Annotated in this window: 11 protein-coding genes and 3 pseudogenes; 4 read left to right on the top strand and 10 right to left on the bottom strand. The window is 62.4% G+C overall.

What is annotated here, in order from left to right; all coding sequences use genetic code 11:
* Window positions 1-145 precede the first annotated feature (145 nt).
* The 8 genes and pseudogenes from PSH69_RS19980 to PSH69_RS19945 form a co-directional block, all read right to left on the bottom strand.
* Window positions 146-1,135, bottom strand: a complete 990-nt coding sequence (locus tag PSH69_RS19980) for a hypothetical protein (protein ID WP_305409551.1) — start codon at window positions 1,133-1,135, stop codon at window positions 146-148.
* A 608-nt stretch (window positions 1,136-1,743) separates the two neighbouring features.
* Window positions 1,744-3,177: a hypothetical protein gene (locus PSH69_RS19975; protein WP_305409550.1), complete on the bottom strand. Its 1,434-nt coding sequence runs from the start codon at window positions 3,175-3,177 to the stop codon at window positions 1,744-1,746.
* Between the two features lie 454 nt (window positions 3,178-3,631).
* Window positions 3,632-5,074, bottom strand: a complete 1,443-nt coding sequence (locus PSH69_RS19970; protein ID WP_305409549.1) for a hypothetical protein — start codon at window positions 5,072-5,074, stop codon at window positions 3,632-3,634.
* Between the two features lie 338 nt (window positions 5,075-5,412).
* Complete coding sequence (locus tag PSH69_RS19965) at window positions 5,413-5,559, bottom strand: hypothetical protein (protein ID WP_305409548.1); 147 nt, start codon at window positions 5,557-5,559, stop codon at window positions 5,413-5,415.
* Window positions 5,543-7,090, bottom strand: coding sequence for a hypothetical protein (locus PSH69_RS19960; protein WP_305409547.1), 1,548 nt, complete (start codon window positions 7,088-7,090; stop codon window positions 5,543-5,545). The genes PSH69_RS19965 and PSH69_RS19960 overlap by 17 nt, the downstream gene beginning before the upstream one ends.
* A gap of 462 nt (window positions 7,091-7,552) precedes the next feature.
* Complete coding sequence (locus PSH69_RS19955) at window positions 7,553-8,962, bottom strand: hypothetical protein (protein WP_305409546.1); 1,410 nt, start codon at window positions 8,960-8,962, stop codon at window positions 7,553-7,555.
* A gap of 582 nt (window positions 8,963-9,544) precedes the next feature.
* Window positions 9,545-9,682 (bottom strand): annotated as a pseudogene (locus PSH69_RS19950) (IS630 family transposase); the annotation flags it as partial.
* A 294-nt stretch (window positions 9,683-9,976) separates the two neighbouring features.
* Window positions 9,977-11,416, bottom strand: a complete 1,440-nt coding sequence (locus tag PSH69_RS19945; protein ID WP_305409545.1) for a hypothetical protein — start codon at window positions 11,414-11,416, stop codon at window positions 9,977-9,979.
* An 837-nt stretch (window positions 11,417-12,253) separates the two neighbouring features.
* Here PSH69_RS19945 and PSH69_RS19940 point away from each other — a divergent pair.
* Window positions 12,254-12,469: pseudogene (locus tag PSH69_RS19940) on the top strand (IS3 family transposase); the annotation flags it as partial.
* Here PSH69_RS19940 and PSH69_RS19935 read toward each other — a convergent pair.
* Window positions 12,458-13,196: pseudogene (locus tag PSH69_RS19935) on the bottom strand (IS5 family transposase). The pseudogenes PSH69_RS19940 and PSH69_RS19935 overlap by 12 nt on opposite strands.
* Before the next feature lie 501 nt (window positions 13,197-13,697).
* On the opposite strand from PSH69_RS19935, the gene PSH69_RS19925 reads away from it, so the two are divergent.
* Together PSH69_RS19925 and PSH69_RS19920 are read left to right on the top strand one after the other, a co-directional pair.
* Window positions 13,698-14,072: a hypothetical protein gene (locus tag PSH69_RS19925; protein ID WP_305409544.1), complete on the top strand. Its 375-nt coding sequence runs from the start codon at window positions 13,698-13,700 to the stop codon at window positions 14,070-14,072.
* 55 nt (window positions 14,073-14,127) lie between these two features.
* Window positions 14,128-14,412 (top strand): 50S ribosome-binding protein YggL, encoded by a 285-nt coding sequence (locus PSH69_RS19920; RefSeq protein ID WP_305412856.1) that lies wholly within the window; start codon window positions 14,128-14,130, stop codon window positions 14,410-14,412.
* Window positions 14,413-14,462: 50 nt separating this feature from the next.
* Here the strand turns inward: PSH69_RS19920 and PSH69_RS19915 are convergent, their stop codons facing one another.
* Complete coding sequence (locus PSH69_RS19915; RefSeq protein WP_305409543.1) at window positions 14,463-15,653, bottom strand: benzoate/H(+) symporter BenE family transporter; 1,191 nt, start codon at window positions 15,651-15,653, stop codon at window positions 14,463-14,465.
* A gap of 260 nt (window positions 15,654-15,913) precedes the next feature.
* Between PSH69_RS19915 and PSH69_RS19910 the strand changes: the two genes are divergently transcribed.
* Complete coding sequence (locus PSH69_RS19910; protein ID WP_105339602.1) at window positions 15,914-16,678, top strand: GntR family transcriptional regulator; 765 nt, start codon at window positions 15,914-15,916, stop codon at window positions 16,676-16,678.
* The last annotated feature ends 145 nt before the right edge of the window (window positions 16,679-16,823 follow it).

The following is a 16,823-nucleotide window of genomic DNA, read 5'->3' as shown; positions in this document are numbered from 1 at the left end:
GCAGGGGCGAATGTATGGGGTCGTCATGAACTGAATACTGGCGAGGGCTATTTGCGCATTGTCGCGCAAATAGCCTTGAGGCTCGGGTGTCGCCTTCTTCGCAGACCCAGCGATTAATCAGCGTGTCATGGGATCGCCCAGCCCCTCAACGAAGATAGTCACGAACCCTCGAAGCTTGATAGCCATTGACCAGCCCGGCGATCGCGTGGGCCTGGTGCCCCTTGACGGCCAAGCCGAGGGCTGCCGTGACCAGCGCCTGCTGTTGCGTCCCGTCGAGAGCCGCCAGCCCGGCACCCAGGCCGACAATCGCCTTGGCCTTGCTCCCCTCGTCGGCCAGGTTAAGGGTGGCTTTGACCAGCGCCTCCTGCTGCGGCCGTTCGAGAGCCGTCAGCCCAGCACCCAACCCGGCAATCGCCTCGGCCTTGTTCCCCCTGAAGGCCAGGCCGAAGGCAGCCTTGACCAGCGCCTGCTGCTGCGAGCGTTCGAGAGCCACCAGCCCGGCGCCCAGCCCGGCGATCGCCTCGGCCTTGTGCCTCCCGTTGGCCAGGTCGAGGGTGGCGGTGACCAGGTCCTCGCGCTGCGACTCGCTCAGGTGCGCCAGCCCTGCGCCCAGTCCGGCGATCGCTTTGGCCTTGCGCCCCTCGTCGGACGGGCCGAGGGCGGCCGTGACCAGCGCCTCGCGCTGCGACCGTTCGAGAGACGCCAGCCCGGCACCCAGTCCGGCGATCGCCCGGGCCTTTTCCGAGTCGTCGGCCAGGCCGAGGGCGGCCGTGACCAGCGCCTCCTGCTGCGACCGTTCGAGAGCCGCCAGCCCGGCGCCCAACCTGGCGATCGCGTAGGCCTTTTCAAGCTCGTGGGCCAAACCGAGGACGGCCGTGACCTGCTCCTGGCGCTGTTTAGGCCCCATCAACGCCAGCATCTGGCTATTTATCTCATGAATCGGCAGTTGGGGGTTGAGCGCTTTGAAGGCGCCTATCAACGGTTGCAGAAAAAGGTAATGCTCCTTGACCGACGTCTCAGCCAATACTGACGCCTTTAAATACTTGTTGCTCAACATGATGGCATGCAGCCCCGCGGCCGCATCACCCGCTGAGCCACTGGCGACCTGACGGCTAATAGCCTGTAGCAACTCCACGGGAAGGTCCTGGAATCCGCTCTTGGGCGATGTGTCCGATCGGTCAAGGGCCACCTCAAGGGCCACCTCAAGGCCACCTGGGACAACGAAGTTTTTTGTGAGGACTTGCCCGGTTTGATCGGTGCCCCGCTCGCATCCGTACGACCCATACGCTTCCCGGGCGGCTCTGGTGTCGCTGTCGTTGAAGTCGAAATGGGGGCGACTGCAGAGGGTGTCGCGTCTACCTCCACAGGGGCGGGGGACCAGCAGCAGCTTAAAATAGAGAGTTTCATCGATATAGACCCTTATTGGAGACGGCCGGGCACACGGAAGCCGGCGGCGTAACCGTGGATTGACTCACGGCCCTGTGTGTCGAGTGTCTTGAGTGGTCTGAGCGCGGTTCGAGTTCCGGTCACAGCTACCGACCCGAGGGGAAATCACCCTGGCTCATGAAGCGCAGGGGCGAATGTATGGGGTCGTCATGAACTGAATACTGGCGAGGGCTATTTCCGCGTTGTCGCGCAAATAGCCCTGAAGGGTGGTGTTTGCCAGACACCCGCGGAGGGTGTTGTCCTCTTCGCGGACCCAGTGATTAATCAGCGTGTCATGGGATCGCCCAGCCCAGCCCCTCAGCGAAGATAGTCACGAACCCTCGAAGCTTGATAACCATTGGCCAGTCCGGCGATCGCCTGGGCCTGGTGCCGGCCGTGAAGGCCGAGGGCTGCCGTGACCAGCGCCTGCTGCTGCGTCCCGTCGAGAGCCACCAGCCCGGCACCCAACCCGGCGATCGCCTGGGCCTTGTGCCTCCAGTTGGCCATGCCGAGGGCGGCCGTGACCAGCTCCTGCTGCTGCGACTCGCTCAGGTGCGCCAGCCCGGCGCCCAGTCCGGCGATCGCCTCGGCCTTGTTCCTATCGTCGGCCAGGCGGAGGGCGGCCGTGACTAGCGCCTGCTGCTGCGACTGGCTCAGGTGCGTCAGCCCGGCACCCAGCCCGGCGATCGCCTCGGCCTTGTTCCTCTCGTCGGCCAGGCCGAGGGCGGCGGTGATCAGCGCCTCTTGCTGCGACTGTTCGAGAGCCGCCAACCCGGCGCCCAACCCGACGATCGCGTGAGCCTTGTGCCAGCCGTCAAGGCCGAGGGCGGCGGTGATCAGCGCCTCCTGCTGCGACTCGCTCAGGTGCACCAGCCCGGCGCCCAACCCGGCGATCGCCTGGGCCTTGTGCCCCTCGATGGCCAAGCCGAGGGCGGCCGTGACCAGCGCCTGCTGCAGCGTCCCTTCAAGAGCCGCCAGCCCAGGGCCCAGTCCGGCGAGCGCCTTGGCTTTGTGCTCGTCGCCGGTCAGGCCGAGGGCGGCGGTGACCAGCTTCTGCTGCTGCGACTCGCTCAGGTGCGCCAGCCCGGTACCCAGCCCGGCGATCGCCCGGGCCTTGTCCCACCCATCGGCCAGTCCGAGGGCGGCGGTGACCAGCTTCTGCTGCGACTCGCTCAGGTGCGCCAGCCCGGCGCCCAACCCGGCGAGCGCTTTGGCCTTGTGCTCGTCGCCGGCCAGGCCGAGGGCGGCGGTGACCAGATCCTCGCACTGCGACTCGCTCAGGTGCGCCAGCCCGGCGCCCAACCCGGCGATCGCGTGGGCCTTGTGCCTGTCGTCGGCCAAACCGAGGACGGCCGCGACCTGTTCCTGACGCTGTTTAGGCCCCATCAACGCCAGCATCTGGCTATTTATCTCGTGAGTCGCCAGCTGGGGTTTGAGCGCGTTGAAGGCGCCTATCAACGGTTGCAGAAATTCGTAATGCTCCTTGACCGACTTCCCATTCAATACCGACGCGTTTAAAAACCTGTTGCTCAACATGAGGGCGTGCAACCCCGCGGCCGTATCACCCGCCGAGCCACTGGCGACCCGACGGATAATCTCCTGTAGCAACTCCGCGGGAAGGTTCCGGAGTCCGGTCTTGGTCGATGTGCCCGATCGGTCAAGGGCCGCCTCAAGGATCGCCGAGGACAACGAAGTTTTTTGTGAGGACTTGCCCGGTTTGATCGGTGTCCCTGTCGCATCCGTGCGATCCATGCGCTTCTCGGGTGGCTCTGGTGTCGCTGTCGTTGAAGTCGAAATGGAGGCGACTGCAGAGGGTGTTACGTCTGGCACAACAGCGGGTGGCGGCGGGCTGGCAGAGGAAATACGCGTCATCGGTTATAGATTCCTTACTGACGGCCGGGCATACGGAAGCCGGTGGCGAAACCGTGGGCTAATTCACGGCTCTGTGTCGAGAGTCTTGAGTGGTCAGAGCGCGGTTCGAGTTCCGGTCACAGCTACCCGACCCATGGGGAAATCACCCTGGCTCATGAAGCGCAGGGGCGAATGTATGGGGTCGTCATGAGCTGAATACTGGCGAGGGCTATTTGCGCGTTGTCGCGCAAATAGCCTTGAGGGTCGGTGTTCGCCAGACACCCGCGGAGGGTGTCGTTCTTTTCGCGGACCCAGTGATTAACCGGCGTGTCCTCGCCTGGGATCGGCCAGCCCCTCAACGAAGATAGTCACGAACCCTCGAAGCTTGATAACCATTGGCCAGTCCGGCGATCGCTTGGGCCTTTTGCAACCCGCCGGTCAGGCCGAGGGCGGCCGTGACCAGCTTCTGCTGCTGCGACTCGCTCAAGTGCGCCAGCCCGGCGCCCACCCCGGCGATTGCCCGGGACTTGTCCCCCTCGATGGCCAAGCTGAGGGCGGCCGTGACCAGCTTCTGCTGCTGCGACTCGCTCAGGTGCGCCAGTCCGGCGCCTAGCTTGGCGATCGCCATGGACTTTTCCCACCCATCGTTCAGGCCGAGGGCGGCCGTGACCAGCTTCTGCTGCTGCGACTCGCTCAGGTGCGCCAGCCCGGCGCTCAACCCGGCGACCGCCGTGCCCCTGTACAAGTCGTCGGCCAGGTCGAGGGCGGCCGTGACCAGCTTCTGCTGCTGCGACTCGCTCAGGTGCGCCAGCCCGGCGCCCAGCCCGGCGAGCACCTTGCCCCTGTTCCACTCGTCGGCCAGGCCGAGGGCGGCGGTGACCAGGTCCTCGCGCTGCGACTCGCTCAGGTGCGCCAGCCCGGCAGCCAACCCGGCGATCGCCTCGGACTTTTGCCTGTCGCCGGCCAAGCCGAGGACGGCCGTGACTAGCGCCTCCTGCTGCGACCGTTCGAGAGCTGCCAGCCCGGCACCCAACCCGGCGATCGCCTGGGCCTTGTCCCCCCCGATGGCCAAGCTGAGGGCGGCCGTGACCAGCGCCTCCTGCCGCGACTCGCTCAGATGCGCCAGCCCGGTGCCCAGCCCGGCGATCGCCCGGGACTTTTGCCAGTCTTCGGCCAGGCCGAGGGCGGCGGTGACCAGAGCCTGCTGCTGCGACTCGATCAGGTGCTCCAGCCCGGCGCCCAGTCCGGCGATCGCCTGGGTCTTGTCCGAGTCGTAGGCCAGGCCGAGGGCGGCGGTGACCAGCTCCTCGCGCTGCGACTCGCTCAGGTGCGCCAGCCCGGCAGCCAACCCGGCGATCGCCTCGGACTTTTGCCAGTCGTCGGCCAAGCCGAGGACGGCCGTGACCTGCTCCTGGCGCTGTTTAGGCCCCATCAACGCCAACATGTGGCTATTTATCCGGTGAATCGCCAGCTGGGGTTTGAGCGCTTTGAAGGCGCCGATCAACGGTTGCAGAAAAAGGTAATGCTCCTTGACCGACGTCTCAGCCAATACTGACGCCTTTAAATACTTGTTGCTCAACATGATGGCATGCAGCCCCGCGGCCGCATCACCCGCTGAGCCACTGGCGACCTGACGGCTAATAGCCTGTAGCAACTCCACGGGAAGGTCCTGGAATCCGCTCTTGGGCGATGTGCCCGATCGATCAAGGGCCGCCTCAAGGGCCGCCTGGGACAACGAAGTTTTTTGTGAGGCGCTGCCCGCCTGAATCAGTGCCCCGTTCGCATCCGTGCGATCCATACGCTTCTTGGGTGGCTCTGGTGTCGCTGTCGTTGAAGTCGAAATGGGGGCGACTGCAGAGGGTGTCGTGTCTACCTCCACAGGGCCGGGTGACCAGCAGCAGCTTAAAATAGAGAGTTTCATCGATATAGACCCTTATTGGAGACGGCCGGGCACACGGAAGCCGGTAGCGTAACCGTGGATTGACTCACGGCCCTGTGTGTCGAGAGTCTTGAGTGGTCTGAGCGCGGTTTGAGTTCCGGCTACAGCTACCCGACCCATGGGGAAATCACCCTGGCTCATGAAGCGCAGGGGCGAATGTATGGGGTCGTCATGAACTGAATACTGGCGAGGGCTATTTACGCGTCGTCGCGCAAATAGCCTTGAGGGGTGGTGTTCGCCAGGCGCCCGCGGAGGGTATCGCCCTTGTTCATGAAGCGCAGAAGTGGATGTATTGGCGCCAGCTTGCGCAGGGTATCGGTCAGCCCCTCAGCGAAGATAGCCACGAACCCTCGAAGCTTGATAACCATTGACCAGCCCGGCGATCGCCCGGGCCTTGTGCCACCCATCGGCCAGTCCGAGGGCTGCCGTGACCAGCGCCTGCTGCTGCGACTCGCTCAGGTGCGCGAGCCCGGCGCCCAGCCCGGCGATCGCCCAGGTCTTTTGAAACCCTTCGGCCAGGCCGAGGGCGGCCGTGACCAGCTTCTGCTGCTGCGGCCGTTCGAGAGCCGCCAGCCCGGCGCCCAGTCCGGCGATCGCCTGGGCCTTTAGAAGCTCGCTGGTCAGGTCGAAGGCGGCCGTGACCAGCGCCTTTTGCTGCGACTCGCTCAGGTGCGCCAGCCCGGCACCCAGCCCGGCAATCGCCTGGGCCTTGCGCCCCTCGTCGGACAGGCCGAGGGCGGCCGTGATCAGCTCCTCGCGCTGCGACTCGCTCAGGTGCGCCAGCCCGGCACCCAGTCCGGCAATCGCCCCGGCCTTGCGCCCCTCGTCGGACAGGCCGAGGGCGGCGGTGATCAGCTCCTCGCGCTGCGACTCGCTCAGGTGCGCGAGCCCGGCGCCCAGCCCGGCGATCGCTTCGGCCTTGCGCCCCTCGTCGGCCAGGCCGAGGGCGGCCGTGACCAGCTCCTCGCGCTGCGACTCGCTCAGGTGCGCCAGCCCGGGGCCCAACCCGGCGATCGCCTCGGACTTTTGCCAGTCTTCGGCCAGGTCGAGGACGGCGGTGACCAGCGCCTCCTGCTGCGACCGTTCGAGAGCCGCCAGCCCGGCACCCAACCCGGCGATCGCCTGGGCCTTGTTCCTGCTGCTGGTCAGGCCGAGGGCGGCCGTGACCAGATCCTCCTGCTGCGACCGTTCGAGAGCCGCCAGCCCGGCACCCAACCCGGCGATCGCCTGGGCCTTGTTCCTGCTGCTGGTCAGGCCGAGGGCGGCCGTGACCAGATCCTCCTGCTGCTTCGGTTCGAGAGCCGCCAGCCCGGCACCCAGTCCGGCGAGCGCCCAGGCCTTGTGCCTCTCGTCGGTCAGGCCGAGGGCGGCGGTGACCAGTGCCTCCTGCTGCGACCGTTCGAGAGCCGCCAGCCCGGCGCCCAACCTGGCGATCGCGTAGGCCTTTTCAAGCTCGTGGGCCAAACCGAGGACGGCCGTGACCTGCTCCTGGCGCTGTTTAGGCCCCATCAACGCCAGCATCTGGCTATTTATCTCATGAATCGGCAGTTGGGGTTTGAGCGCTTTGAAGGAGCCTATCAACGGTTGCAGAAAAAGGTAATGCTCCTTGACCGACTTCCCATTCAATACCGACGCCTTTAAAAACCTGTTGCTCAACATGAGGGCGTGCAACCCCGCGGCCGTATCACCCGCCGAGCCACTGGCGACCCGACGGATAATCTCCTGTAGCAACTCCGCGGGAAGGTTCCGGAGCCCGGTCTTGGTCGATGTGCCCGATCGGTCAAGGGCCGCCTCAAGGATCGCCGAGGACAACGAAGTTTTTTGTGAGGACTTGCCCGGTTTGATCGGTGTCCCTGTCGCATCCGTACGATCCATGCGCTTCCCGGGTGGCTCTGGTGTCGCTGTCGTTGAAGTCGAAATGGAGGCGACTGCAGAGGGTGTTACATCTGGCACAACAGCGGGTGGCGGCGGGCTGGCAAAGGAAATACGCGTCATTGGTTATAGATTCCTTGCGGTACAGTTGACGGCCGGCACACGGAAGCCGGCAGCGTAACGGTGGATTGACTCACGGCCCTGTGTGTCGAGTGTCTTGAGTGGTCTGAGCGCGGTTTGAGTTCCGGTCACAGCTACCGACCCGAGGGGAAATCACCCTGACTCATGAAGCGCAGGGGCGAATGTATGGGGTCGTCATGAACTGAATACTGGCGAGGGCTATTTCCGCGTTGTCGCGCAAATAGCCTTGAGGGTCGGTGTTCGCCAGACACCCGCGGAGGGTGTCGTTCTTTTCGCGGACCCAGTGATTAACCGGCGTGTCCTCGCCTGGGATCGGCCAGCCCCTCAATGAAGATAGTCACGAACCCTCGAGGCTTGATAACCATTGACCAGTCCGGCGATTGCCTCGGCCCTGGGCAACCCGAGGGCCAGGCCGAGGGCGGCGGTGACCAGCGCCTGCTGCTGCGGCTGTTCGAGAGCCGCCAGCCCGGCACCCAGCCCGGCGATCGCATAGGACTTGTACCCCTCGCCGGCCAAGCCGAGGGCGGCGATGACCAGCGCCTGCTGCTGCGGCCGTTCAAGAGCCGTCAGCCCCGCGCCCAGCCTGGCAATCGCATAGGCCTTGGGCCCCTCGTCGACCAGGCCGAAGGCGGCCGTGACCAGCGCCTGTTGTTGCGACCGTTCGAGAGCCGCCAGCCCGGCGCTCAACATGGCGATCGCGTGGGCCCTGTACCCCTCGCCGGCCAGACCGAGGGCGGCCGTGACCAGCGCCTGCTGCTGCAACCGTTCGAGAGCCGCCAACCCGGCGCCCAAGCCGGCGATCGCATAGGCCTTGTGCCACTCGTCGGTCAGGTCGAGGGCGGCCGTGACCAGCGCCTGTTGCTGCGGCCGTTCGAGAGCCTCCAGCCCGGCGCCCAGTCCGGCGATCGCCAGGGCCTTGTCCTCTTCACCGGCCATGCCGAGGGCGGCCGTAACCAGCGCCTGCTGCTGCAGCCGTTCGAGAGCCACCATCCCGGCACCCACCCCGGCGATCGCCAGGGCCTTGTTCCAGTCGCCGGCCAGAGCGAGGGCGGCCGTGACCAGCGCCTGCTGCTGCGTCCCTTCGAGAGCCGTCAGCCCGGCACCCAGCCCGACAATCGCCTTGGTCTTGTACCCGTCGTCGGCCAGGCCGAGGGCGGCCGTGACCAGCGCCTGCTGCTGCGACCGTTCGAGAGCCGCCAGCCCGACACCCAAGCCGGCGATCGCCCGGGCCTTGTCCCCCTCGTCGGCCAAGCCGAGGGCGGCCGCGACCAGCGCCTGCTGCTGCGACCGTTCGAGAGTCCCCAGTCCCGTGCCCAACGCGACGATTGCCGTGGCTTTCATCGTCTCGGGCAGGCCGAGGGCGGCCGCGACCAGCACCTGCGGTTGCGGTCGTTCGAGAACCCCCAGACCGGCGCCTAACGCGACAATCGCTTTGGCCTTGTTCCAGGAGTTGGACAGGTCGAGGGCGGCCGTGACCAGCTTCTGGCGTTGTTTAGGCCCCATCAACGCCAGCATGTGGCGATTCATCTGGTGAATCGCCAAGTGGGGTTTGAGCGCGTTGAAGGCGCCCATCAACGGTTGCAGAAATTCGTAATACTTCTTGACCGACTGCTCACCCAATACCGACGCCTTTAAAAACTTGTTGCTCAACATGAGGGCACGCAGCCCTCCGGCCGCATCACCCGCCGAGTCATTGGCTGCTACCTCACGGATAATACCCTGTACCAACTCCACAGGAAGGTCCCGGAGTCCGGTCTTGGGCGAGGTGCCCGATCGGTCAAGGGCCGCCTTAAGGGCCGTCTGGGACAACGAAGTTTTTTGTGAGGCGCTGCCCGCCCGAATCAGCGCACCGTTCGCATCCGTACGTTCCGGATTGCGGGGAGTCAAGGTGTGTGTGGGTGATGTGGGCGCAGAGGCAGGTGTCGGTTGTGACACTGTGGAGAGAGACGCCATGAACTCAGGCCTCATTATGTCTCGTGAAATACAGCCACCCATTTATATCCCCTTGCATTTGATATCAAATGGCTTTAACTGCCATAAATGGTGATAACCGGGTTGATGTTAAAATTTCAAAGTGGTTACTTGGTTTAGTGCTGCTTCCAGCCAGCCTGGTTCCCATACGCTTGAGCTTTCATCAACATGAATGGCTACAGCAGGTTATTGGGCAGCCCTATAAATCCGTGATCACCGTATCCGTCTGGCCAAGGCACTTAGTGTGCCGTTCTCGAAATAATCTACCCATTAGTTTGTAAGGCCATTGCCTCACGGGCGCGCTGAATTGTATTCAAGATTTTCGCCTTTTGCGTTCCAGAGATACTGAATGCTGCTGATCAAGCGTTCCTGAAGATAGTTCAGAGCCATGAACAGCGTGATGCTGCCGTGGCGCATATAATCGTGCGACTTCGTGCGGGTATGACCGATCCCCAGCGGCAACCCCGGCTGGGTACGTTCAATGCGCGACGACCGTCGCGCTGGTTGATGGTGAACGTACACGCCGGCTTAGTTCGGCCTGTTTCTGGGTTAAGGACAATGTCGAGTGCGTTCACCTTCGTCTCTCCAAACGCTGGATTCGAGAACAGCACACTAGCTGCCTGACGGCATATCCTACTAAGTGGGCATTATACGTTTCACAACGACGGCAAAGTGATCGACCCTGGAGGCACTTGTGGCCGGGGTTAAATCTGGGATGACGGAATTTTCTGGGGGCCGGCTTAGTCCCCCAGCTTGCGCGGGGCATCGGCCAGCCGCTCAACGAAGATAGTCACGAACCCTCGAAGCTTGATAACCATTGACCAGTCCGGCGATCACCAGGGCCTTGTACCCGTCGTCGGCCAAGCCGAGGGTGGCCTTGACCAGCGCCTGCTGCTGCGACGGTTCGAGAGCCGCCAGCCCGGCGCTCAGCCCGGCGATCGCCAGGGCCTTGTACCCCACGCTGGCCAGGTCGAGGGCGGCCGTGACCAGCGCCTGCTGCAGCGGTGGTTTGAGAGCCGCCAGCCCGGCACCCAACCCGGCGAGCGCCCTGGCCTTGGCCCCCTCGTCGATCTGGCCGAGGGCGGCCGTGACCAGTGCCTGCTGCTGCGTCCTCTCGAGAGCCGTCAGCCCGGCACCCAATCCGGCGATTGCCTCGGCCTTGTGGCTGTCGTCGGCCAGGTTGAGGGCGGCGGTGGCCAGCGCCTGCTGTTGCGACCGTTCGAGAGCCGTCAGCCCGGCGCCCAACCCGGCGATAGCCCAGGCCTTGTGCCAGTCGTCGGCCAGGTTGAGAGTGGCCGTGACCAGCGCCTGCTGCTGCGTCCTCTCGAGAGCCGCCAGCCCAGCACCCAGTCCGGCGATCGCCTCGGCCTTGTAGTCGTCGTCGTCCAGATTGAGGGCGGCCGTGATCAGCGCCTCCTGCTGCGACTGGTCGAGAGCCGCCAGCCCAGCACCCAGTCCGGCGATCGCCTCGGCCTTGTAGTCGTCGTCGTCCAGATTGAGGGCGGCCGTGATCAGCGCCTCCTGCTGCGACTGGTCGAGAGCCGCCAGCCCGTCGCCCAACCCGGCGATAGCCTCGGCCTTGTGCTCCTCGTCGTCCAGGCCGAGGGCGGCCGTGATCAGCGCCTCCTGCTGCGACCGGTCGAGAGCCGCCAGCCCGGCGCCCAGCCCGGCGATCGCCTCGGCCTTGTAGTCGTCGTCCAGATTGAGGGCGGCCGTGATCAGCGCCTCCCGCTGCCGCGGTTCGAGAGCCGCCAGCCCGGCGCCCAACCTGGCGATCGCCTCGGACTTTTGACGCTCGTCGGCCAAGCCGAGGACGGCCGTGACCTGCTCCTGGCGCTGTTTAGGCCCCATCAACGCCAGCATCTGGCTATTTATCTCATGAATCGGCAGGTGGGGTTTGAGCGCTTTGAAGGCGCCTATCAACGGTTGCAGAAAAAGGTAATGCTCCTTGATCGACTTCCCATTCAATACCGACGCGTTTAAAAACCTGTTGCTCAACATGAGGGCGTGCAACCCCGCGGCCGTATCACCCGCTGAGCCACTGGCGACCCAACGGCTAATCTCCTGTAGCAACTCCGCGGGAAGGTTCCGGAGTCCGGTCTTGGGCGATGTGTCCGATCGATCAAGGGCCGCCTCAAGGACCGCCGAGGACAACGAAGTTTTTTGTGAGGACTTGCCCGGTTTGATCAGTGTCCCTGTCGCATCCGTACGATCCATGCGCTTCTCGGGTGGCTCTGGTGTCGCTGTCGTTGAAGTCGAAATGGAGGCGACTGCAGAGGCTGTTACGTCTGGCACAACAGCGGGTGGCGGCGGGCTGGCAGAGGAAATACGCGTCATCGGTTATAGATTCCTTGCGGTTCAGTTGACGGCCGGCACACGGAAGCCGGCGGCGTAACCGTGGATTGACTCACGGCCCTGTGTGTCGAGAGTCTTGAGTGGTCTGAGCGCGGTTTGAGTTCCGGCTACAGCTTACCCGACCCATGGGGAAATCACCCTGGCTCATGAAGCGCAGGGGCGAATGTATGGGTTTGTCATGAACTGAATACTGGCGAGGGCTATTTCTGCGTTGTCGCGCAAGCAACCTTGAGGGACGGTGTTCGCCAGATACCCGCGGAGAGTGTCGCCCAGCCCCTCACCGAAGATAGTCACGAACCCTCGAAGCTTGATAACCATTGACCAGTCCGGCGAGCGCCCCGGCCTTGTTCCCCGCGCTGGCTAGGTTGAGGTCAACGCCAGCTTGTGGCTATTCATCTGGTGAATCGTCAGGTGGGGTTTAAGCGCTTTGAAGGCGCCTATCAACGGTTGCAGAAAAACGTAACGCTCCTGACCGACTTCCCACCCAATACCGACTTGTTAAAAAAACTGTTGCTCAACGGTTGGCTGATTCCATTCTTAGTGAAGAGGATTCTGATCGAAGTGAAAAGCCATAGCCGGTTCTCTCCGCCGGAGGGGCGCATGTCGACGCTTGCCAAGGGATGTTGCTCATTTGGATCAATAAGTTGTCAGTTACGGTCATTAGGCAACCCTCGTGTCGATGGTGCAGGAATACGGCGAGAAATCGGACGGTTCAAGGTACGTGGCTTGATGCGGGAGCTTGAATTAGTCAATAAACAACCTGGCTCACATGCCTAAAAACAAGCAACGGTCGAGCACCCAGATATTCCGAGTATATTGAATCGAGAGTTTGAGGTGCCGACACTCAATCTAGTGTGGTGTGGCCACATCACCTACATCTGGGCGCAGGGGAAATGGCATTACCTAGGCACTGTACGAAAAGTAATGTCGTAAACACCGCATGGCACAAGCCAGTGAGACCATCGCCGCATAACTTTTCGCGAGCTTGTCGAAGCGCGTAACGATGCGGCGGTCTCCGGTTGCATCCGGTAGCGGTCGCAGTAACGACGTAGAGCCTCGGCGTCATAGCCCTTGTCGGCCAACAACCAACGGCAGCGTTTGCGGGGACGCCCGCGCAGGCTTAGGACGTAAGCCTCATCCAGCAGCGGTTGAGCATAGGCGATATCGCTGGCCTGACCGCCTGAAAGCAGGAAGTGCAAAGGCACGCCATTGGCATCGCACAGCATGTGAATCTTGGTTGTCAGGCCACCCCGGCTGCGTCCGAGCGCGTGGTCTTGCGGTTCTTCAGCCCCCCTTTTTTCCCAGCACCAGAAGAGGCCTGGGTTGCGCGTACCGCCGTGGAGTCAATCATCCAGGTATCCAGATCAATCAACCCTGGCTCGTTCAACCTGATGTGAAGCCGTTTGAGCATCAGGTTGAATGCCCCGCGATTATGCCAATCTCGAAACCGCTGATAGACCGTGGACCATGGGCCAAAGTACTCGGGCATATCGCGCCAGGCGGCTCCCGAGCAGAGCACCCAGAGTATGCCGTTGAGCATCAGGCGATCATCTGCGCGAGGCCGGCCGTTTCGACGACTTTCCATAAAGAGATCAGCGACCAAATCCCAGGCCGCATCGGAGAGTTCATACCGCTTTGCCATCCATGGATTCCTTTCCTTCAATGGCTGCGAACTCTACCGAATCTCAGCGCCCAAGAGCCCTCCGTGAGATTTCAAGGGATTTCGTACAGTACCTAGCTAATGTCTTGGATCTCTGTACACGACGAATTGTCGGCTGAGCGTTGTCGAGCCGGATGCGGATCTGGTCATCAAGGCGCCGGGAATGGCTTACGAGTTGCGTGACAGACCTCAAGGACTGCTGTCCCAGGTAGTCGAACATATAGTTCCATTCAGCGCGAAAAGCCTTGGCTCTATTGCGGTAATGCATCTCTAGGGCACGATATATCTTTTTAACAAAATCCTGCTCATAAGGCTTGACCAGTTGTGCCAGTCGAAGATGGATGCCGGGATGTCTCTGCCACTGAATCGTCCACCCCTTCCAATACCACCGGTGAAAGTCGCTAGCTGCTGCCATCTTGGTATATTCGGTCGCACTTGGAGCGAACATTGAGGATTCCCACTCAACGATGCGGGCGCGGGCAGATGGGTCTGCGCCATAGCAAGGGCCTGAAAAAGGTGTCTGTAGTGCACCCTAGACAGGTCGCCTTTCAGTTCCACAAATTCCTTCCCAGCCATCGCAGCAGTAAAGCCGCGGAGAACTCTCTCGATGGCAGGAGTCTTAAGCGTGTCCATGCTTATCCTCTGGCCCGTGATATCGCAATAGGCTTCAAGTATCTGCAGTGGGGGACGGATGGCATGGTTCGCCACGCCGCAGATGAGCTGATGTTCAGCGGCGCCTTTAATGATCAGATCCGCCACGTTTTCGTCGATCGCAGTGAGCGGATGGTGACGTATAGAATAAGTGTTTTTGATAATTGTCATTTCTTATTTTGCTTGCCATTAGATTTAGATGGCTGAAATAGAGCTATGCAAGCGATAGTGACAGTCGTCGCTAAATAGTCAAAGCAAGGAGCTGGGTTTCGAACTGAACCTGTATTTCAAAGAAGATTTGGCTGATGAAGCCATTGATGCTTTCCTCGACGCGTTCCTGAAAGAAGCCATGGAAGCCAACGGTCTGGGTTATGTAGGCGGCGATGACTTCGGTCTGGTTTGCCTGCAGAAGCGTGGCTCGGTGACCGAAGCACAGCGTGCCGCTGTTGAAGCCTGGCTCAAGGGCCGTAGCGGATTGACCAGCGCTGAAGTCAGCCCGCTGATCGACGTCTGGTACCCGGAAAAGCCGATCAATCCGGTAGCCTGATGTTCTAAAAAACGGCGACCCCAAGGGTGCCCCAAGGGTCGCCGTTTTTTTCAGGCCTTGCGCCAATTCAGAATCACCAGCGTCAACACCCCCGCGACAATCCCCCAGAACGCCGAACCGATGGAAAACAGCGTCAGCCCCGATGCCGTCACCATAAAGGTAATCAGCGCCGCTTCCCGTTCCTGCACTTGCGCCATGGCAATGCTCAGACCGTTGATGATCGAGCCGAACAGCGCCAGCGCGGCAATCGACAGCACCAGTTCTTTAGGCAACGCGGCAAACAACGCCGCCAGTGTCGCGCCGAACACTCCGGCAATCCCGTAGAAAATCCCGCACCAGACCGCTGCCGTGTAGCGCTTGTTGCGATCCTCATGGGCGTGCGGCCCGGTGCAGATCGCTGCGCTGATGGCAGCCAGGTTGATCCCGTGGGAGCCGAACGGTGCCAACAGCAGCGAGGCGATGCCGGTGGTGGTGATCAGCGGCGAGGCCGGCACGTTGTAGTCGTCGGCGCGCAAAACGGCGATGCCCGGCATGTTCTGCGAGGTCATCGCCACCACGAACAACGGGATGCCGATGCTGATGGTCGCGGCCAGGGAGAAATGCGGCGTGGTCCAGACCGGCGTCGCGACTTCCAGGTGAAAGCCACTGAAATCCAGCAACCCCATGAAACCGGCCAGCGCGGTGCCGATCAACAGCGCCGCAAGCACGGCGTAGCGTGGCGACAGGCGCTTGACCAGCAGATACGTGAAGAACATCCCCAGGACCAGCGCGGTGCGGTGCTGGGCGGCGACGAAAATCTCGCTGCCGATCTTGAACAGAATCCCCGCCAGCAACGCCGCCGCCAACGAGGCCGGAATCTTTTTCACCAGCCGTTCGAAACTGCCCGTCAGGCCGCACACGGTCACCAACACTGCACAAGTAATGTAGGCGCCGATGGCCTCGCCGTAGCTGACACCGCCCAGGCTGGTGATCAGCAACGCCGCGCCGGGGGTCGACCAGGCAATGGTAATCGGGGTGCGATAGCGCAAGGACAGGCCGATCGAGCACACCGCCATGCCGATGGAGATCGCCCAGATCCACGACGAAATCTGCCCGCTGCTCAGGCCCGCCGCTTGCCCGGCCTGGAACATCAGCACCAGCGAACTGGTGTAACCGGTCATCATGGCGATGAACCCGGCGACGATGGCCGAGGGCGACGTGTCGGTCAGGGGACGAAGCTGTGTGTGCGTGGCGTCGGTCATGACAGCTGTGTTCCTTGTTCTGATAAAGATGTCCGTAGCAACACCACCCACATGTAGGAGCTGCGGATTCTGCGTTCAAGCCTAAACTGAAACGTAACCGGTCGTTGCGATACAGCAAAGGCGACAAACAGCCGTACAGTCGTGTTGCCACCCGCCATTGTGTACAATTGCAGTGTTTTTTACGCGATACTTGCCAGCGACCCACTGTGCCGTATTACAGTCACGGTCAATTCGCCGCAGTTCTCCCGACTCGAGTGCCCATGAACGAACAGTTGCAACCCCTCAAGAAACAACCGCGAGCAGGCAAAGCCGGCCGTAGCGGTACCCAGGACGATATTGTCTACGCGCATATCTTCGAGGCCATCCTCGAACAGCGTCTGGCGCCCGGCACCAAGTTGAGCGAAGAAGCGCTGGGGGAAATTTTCGGGGTCAGTCGCACCATCATTCGCCGCGCGCTGTCGCGTCTGGCCCATGAAGGCGTGGTGTTGCTGCGTCCGAATCGCGGCGCTGTCGTTGCCAGCCCGAGTGTCGAGGAGGCTCGCCAGGTGTTCATGGCGCGGCGTCTGGTGGAGCGGGCGATCACTGAACTGGCGGTGCAGCACGCTACTGCCGAGCAGATTGCCGACTTGCGGCAGATGGTCAACGACGAGCGCGACAGCTTCTCCCGTGGCGATCGCGGTGCCGGTATTCGTCTGTCGGGCGAGTTCCACTTGAAACTGGCCGAAGCGGCGAAGAACGCGCCGCTGATCAGCTTCCAGCGCAGCCTGGTGTCCCAGACATCGCTGATCATCGCCCAGTACGAGAGCGGCAACCGTTCCCACTGTTCCTACGATGAACACACCCAGCTGATCGACGCCATCGAAGCACGGGACGCGACGCTGGCAGTGGATTTGATGATGCATCACATGGACCACATCGACAGCAAACTCAACCTCGACGAAGAAAGCGCGTCGGATGATTTGCATGCGGTGTTTTCGCATTTGTTGCAGACCAAGAAACCGGGGCGGCCTGTCGCCAAACTCTGATTTGTTGGGGCCGCCGAAAAGATCGCAGCCTTCGGCAGCTCCTACATGGGAATGCGTACATCTGTAGGAGATGCCGAAGGCTGCGATCTTTTGTGATTCTGACAGGCGATAAAAAAATCCCCCGCAACCAACGATTGCGGGGGAT

Origin of the sequence: Pseudomonas sp. FP1740 (assembly GCF_030687165.1) — a bacterium.
Lineage (GTDB): Bacteria > Pseudomonadota > Gammaproteobacteria > Pseudomonadales > Pseudomonadaceae > Aquipseudomonas.
This window is presented reverse-complemented; position numbering and strand designations above follow the sequence as displayed.